The sequence below is a fragment of the Bariatricus sp. HCP28S3_A7 genome, assembly GCF_052066375.1.
Taxonomy (GTDB): Bacteria; Bacillota; Clostridia; order Lachnospirales; family Lachnospiraceae; genus Allocoprococcus.
In genome coordinates, this window is sequence record NZ_JBQHSG010000053.1 from 1 (window position 1) to 4,740 (window position 4,740).

Genomic DNA, 4,740 nt, shown 5'->3' on the forward strand with positions numbered 1-4,740 from the left:
TCACAACCATAATCAAATGATAATATAACAAAAATACTGAATGTGCATTATTATCCAAATCCATATTATAATCAATCCTTCCCTTTATTCGACTGATTATATTATACCACATCCGGCACCTTAGAACAAGTGTTCTCTCATATTTTTTGCAATTCATCTCGCCACCTAAAGAGGTGGGAGAATTCTTGCTATATCTTGTTAAATCAACGCAAACCAATACGAAAACTGCTATCTCTTTATATTATCCCATTATCTTTGATCAATATTATCGTCGCAGGATTCTTAAAAAGACCAATTACTTTACCCATTGTTTCATCAAGACTCCTTTTGTTTTCCGAAAAAATATAATCTAACAGCAAATACATTTCAATATGTTGATAATTACATTTCAAATAATCCCGATACCATTCCTCGGCTAAACTTTGGTTCTTTCTTGAACGATAATATAAAGCAAAAGCAAATGGTTTTATTTCATATTCTTTTCCCTTCTTTATGCTGTTTACATACTGCAAAAACTGATCCTCTCTCCCTTCTAATAACTCTAGAGAAGCTAACATCCAGCACAATCCATTATATATGGCATATATTTCCTGATTCCATGGTCCTATAGAAAAAAAATCACAAAGTTTTCTATGTTTCTTCATTCTTTTTTTCAATGTTTCCACATTGTTTGTCTTACCAAACAGCCTTGCCATTTTATTATATGTATTAATCATGTAAACATTTAATAGCCACCGAAAAATAAACAACAGCATGAAACCCACTATTATTTCTTTCCACATAATCTGTACCATTTTTATTTCCTCCTGACTGTTTTTTCTAACCAATTATTATTACTTAGTGATTTCCAGCGTCTCTTCAATGATCAATTTCTTCCAAAAAGGCAGCATCTCCTCGCGCCATCCCATTAGTTCTTCCGCTATCAACCTCTTCTCGAGAGCTTCAATTATCATGGCACGATTTTCACAATTTACAATAACTTTTAAGGTACCATCTCAACACCACCTTTTCTATTGAAATATTTTACTGTAATTACCTATTTTAGCAAGAATCTAGGTGGTTTTCCTTTTTCTTGTTCCCCTTGATAATACCCTATACCATTTCCACAATATATAATACAAATCTCACCGGTGTTCGCTCTCTCTGCCGCCTCTTCACTTGATAAATAACCAATAAAACTTTCACCTATGAAATACACTTTCCCAAGATTACTATTCTTAATCAAAAAATCTTTCATAATCTTTCTATCCATATACTCTACTGGTTGCAGATAATCCCCTTTAAAAATATCTGGCCTATCAAAATGCCATATAATCCCCTTCCTCTTTTTAGGATTATTTATTTCCCATAGGATTCTTTCCTGTTTATTTTTTTCACATATTTTTTTATTATTTCTTCTTCTATTTCTCTATTCATATTTATCCCCGATTCATTTCATACTGTTTACAATATTGATAAAAACTTTGAGGAACAATATTTAATGAAAATGTATTGCATCCCAAAACATTACCTGTTAATACCTCTCCTGTAGAATACACACTATTCGAATCTGTTAAATATTTTCTATTAATAGAAATCTGCTCCTCTCCCTTAGGTATACGGATAATCTTTCTCCCACAAATACTGCAAGTCCCTTTTTTCCACCCACGAATCGCTTCAATAGGTAATTTTTCATTAAATACAAGCTGATAAAGATCTTCAATATTTTGACAGGTATTATACTTTTTGACTGTCCAGAATTCTAATCCGTTCCATTTATCCTGTAACATTTTTCTTGCTTTATCCGAACAAAATATAATATCGTCCATGGCATTGGGGCCACTAAAAAACTGCCTTGTTCCCCATTTTACCGCTTTTGTCGCGGATAAACATTTTACCTGTTCTGCATGTCTATAATGGCTCCCTATAATTGGAATTTTAACCCTACACGTCTCTCTAAACGACTCTTCATCATATACCCACTGTACTTTATTACTTTTATTGTAAACAAATAACCATTCTGACTCTTCTATCTCTTTCTCAGAATATTCAATCGAACGTGTTCCTTCACTGGCATAATTCGGGAATTGCCATTTAAATTTGCGATATGTATCCTCATCACCATACAAATCAAATACACACATATCCTCTGTAACTTTTTCCATTCTATCGTTTAAGCTTATGGTAGTATGCGTTTCATATGGAACTTCATTTTTATTCAAAAATTCTATAAGCCGTTTTTTACTTTCTAAATAAAAATGATATTTCTTTTTCATTCGAATCTCCCTTCCGCTCCTTTTGTTTCAAATTGACCTTTTAATATCATGACCATCAGTTGCATCATAAAATTTAATAATTGTAATATATTAGTAAAAACTATAACCCAAGCTCTATTTTTGTATTTTAAAGAGCTCTTTTTATATTTTTTCATTCTTAGTGTCCCTTTCTTAATACCCGTTTAATATGCTTCTACTTTTTTAGGTACCATCTCAACACCACCTTATTTAAACAATCTTCCCTTTTAATTCTCAATTCTTTTAACTTCATCCAGTTTACTTGGTAGTCTTTCCGACTGCCACGGAAGTCTGGTTGCCCCTGGAATCGGTAACACTCTTGCCCTATCTTCTGCCGGATGTATATTCCATAAAAGATTCAATTACTTTTCAATATAGGTATTTAGATTTGCGTATTCATTGAATTTCTCATGCTGCTTAACAATCACATCTGTTATGTTTTCTCGAACTGATTAGCAAATAATCTCCTTTACTATACCAGAACATTTATAATAAGTCACATCAAGACATCCCTTTTTATTATATTTCACTAATTCCGGTCCGGAACAAATCGCTCGTAAAGTAATGGTTTTTTTTCCTTTACCTTCTAATACAAGTGTAGCTGCCACCCATTTACAATTTTCATAAACACTCGGGTCATGAATAATATACTTCTTTGGAAATATAAAACGCAACGCAGTGTCAGCATGCTTAAGTTTTCGAAAATGCATTCTCATTTTCTTCGGACCGACAATCAAATCAATTAGAAATAATATCACATACCATAAATTATATATGATAGGAAAGCCTAAAAGCAAACATCCCACCCAGTCCGTCCACGCTTTTGCTATATTGCCAAAAGAAATACATGCAAAAATCACCATACAATGCCTTAAAATATACATCTCACCAAATTTTAGTCTCGTTTTTTTCATACCAGTTACTCCTCGCATAGCTCCATTTATAATCCTTCTACATCCACTCCCCAATCTTCCATCTTTTTCAAAAACAGTTCTTTACTAATTTCATGTAAAGCGTCTTTCTCTCCAAATTTTTTCCCCGGTATTTCAAAATTAATTGAAAAGCTACTAAATGGATGAACTTTTGAATACTCATATGTTTCATCGTTATGCTTTTTGCCTTTTTCTGTTTTTTTAATAAACACCCCCCCTTCCCCGCAATGACTTTCATTCGACTTAACCAATTTTACCCGCAGTTTTTTCCAAGAATAATGTTTTGAAAGGAAAAGGAATTTTTGTACGCAACCTTTTTCGTCCATTCTCAAACGATAAGATTTAATTCTAGTAATGCCAATGTATACTCCCGATAAAAAGACAATAACCGGACTTAACGCAATATATACTCCAACACTCTTCCCCACAAAAACCATATATATCAAAACCATAATTATCATCAACCACACACATACCGCTCGGAAGCTCCATTCTCGCCGCGATTTTTTTGTCATTAATCTACCTTTTTTGTCCAAAAAATCTTTTTCATTAACTTTCCGAACCGTCTCTAACTTGACATTCCACTCTTCCATTTTATTAATAATCGTTCTTTATCTATTGAACAGATTTCACCGTCAATCACAACCGGAAAGGCTTGTCCATACATAATCGGACGATGTTTCCCCGAAAAATTCACCACAAAACAAGTAAAAGGATGCTTTAGCATATAGTAATCACAATTACTGCTATCTCCAGGGCGATCATAAGCATGTGCGGAAAACACAACGCCCTCGTATTCCCATAAACCTATCTTTGGCCTCATCTGTCTAACATTCAATTCATTCCATAAAAAATACTTTTTGTAAAATAAAAACTTTATTAAACATCCTTTTTTGTCTATAATTATCGTTCTTCCTTCATTCCACCAACGCCAGAGTCCTATTGGAAAAAGTGGAGAAATAATAAGAAAATACCCAATAAATGTTTTCAAACTTTCATGCTCTGCCACTGTTAATATAAGACATATTATCGAATAAATAATCAGTATTCCAAGCGTAAGCTGTATCCTGAATTCTATCCATTTTTCATCAGATTTGACTATTAATTCATCTAATGGCATTTTTCATCTTTTCCTTTCTCTTCTTACTCAGCAGTTTTCCCTTGCATCATACGTATAGGTTACTACCTCCGTTCCTGTACTGTCAATGAGTCCGGTGATATCTCTCTGGCACTAATGATAACTATATGTTGTTTCATGTTATTTTCACTTCCTTTCCTTGAAATTTGGGTGCAAAAAAGGAACGACCGGTGGGTTAGCCGCTCCTTTTGCTTTGTAGTTAATTATTAGTTGTTGTCCTTAACGCTAACTTCAACTATCTGTTTTTTCAAAAAAGAAATAATCTTTTTTCGATACTCTGGAAGTTCGTAAGCGCCAAATATTAATGCGGTCAGATACAAAATTACCCCAGCCCTTTGCGAGTTGGAGTAATTCACTATAATTCACATGCGATTTTTGATAGATTGGAGTTTTTCAC

General features: G+C 33.3%; 6 protein-coding genes. All 6 read right to left on the minus strand.

From position 1 onward, the window contains the following. Positions 1-236: 236 nt before the first annotated feature. Positions 237-794 (minus strand): hypothetical protein, encoded by a 558-nt coding sequence (locus tag ACTNA4_RS15715; protein ID WP_441031062.1) that lies wholly within the window; start codon positions 792-794, stop codon positions 237-239. Positions 795-1,036: 242 nt separating this feature from the next. After that, positions 1,037-1,252: a hypothetical protein gene (locus ACTNA4_RS15720; protein ID WP_441031064.1), complete on the minus strand. Its 216-nt coding sequence runs from the start codon at positions 1,250-1,252 to the stop codon at positions 1,037-1,039. 166 nt (positions 1,253-1,418) lie between these two features. Beyond that, on the minus strand, positions 1,419-2,255 hold the full coding sequence (locus ACTNA4_RS15725) for a hypothetical protein (protein WP_441031067.1): 837 nt from the start codon (positions 2,253-2,255) through the stop codon (positions 1,419-1,421). A gap of 470 nt (positions 2,256-2,725) precedes the next feature. Beyond that, complete coding sequence (locus ACTNA4_RS15730) at positions 2,726-3,187, minus strand: hypothetical protein (RefSeq protein WP_441031069.1); 462 nt, start codon at positions 3,185-3,187, stop codon at positions 2,726-2,728. A gap of 26 nt (positions 3,188-3,213) precedes the next feature. Next, the gene (locus ACTNA4_RS15735; protein ID WP_441031072.1) at positions 3,214-3,798 is read right to left on the minus strand and encodes a hypothetical protein; all 585 of its coding nucleotides are present in this window, start codon (positions 3,796-3,798) and stop codon (positions 3,214-3,216) included. Then, a complete protein-coding gene (locus tag ACTNA4_RS15740) occupies positions 3,774-4,325 on the minus strand; it encodes a hypothetical protein (protein WP_441031075.1) in 552 nt (183 codons plus the stop codon). The genes ACTNA4_RS15735 and ACTNA4_RS15740 overlap by 25 nt, the downstream gene beginning before the upstream one ends. Positions 4,326-4,740 lie beyond the last annotated feature (415 nt).

Excerpts from the sequence above, each read along its gene's own strand:
- ACTNA4_RS15715 (WP_441031062.1), bottom strand. The coding sequence starts at position 794 with ATGGTACAGATTATGTGGAAAGAAATAATAGTGGGTTTCATGCTGTTG.
- ACTNA4_RS15735 (WP_441031072.1), bottom strand. The coding sequence starts at position 3,798 with ATGGAAGAGTGGAATGTCAAGTTAGAGACGGTTCGGAAAGTTAATGAA.
- ACTNA4_RS15740 (WP_441031075.1), bottom strand. The coding sequence starts at position 4,325 with ATGCCATTAGATGAATTAATAGTCAAATCTGATGAAAAATGGATAGAA.
- ACTNA4_RS15730 (WP_441031069.1), bottom strand. The coding sequence starts at position 3,187 with ATGAAAAAAACGAGACTAAAATTTGGTGAGATGTATATTTTAAGGCAT.
- ACTNA4_RS15725 (WP_441031067.1), bottom strand. The coding sequence starts at position 2,255 with ATGAAAAAGAAATATCATTTTTATTTAGAAAGTAAAAAACGGCTTATA.
- ACTNA4_RS15720 (WP_441031064.1), bottom strand. The coding sequence starts at position 1,252 with ATGGATAGAAAGATTATGAAAGATTTTTTGATTAAGAATAGTAATCTT.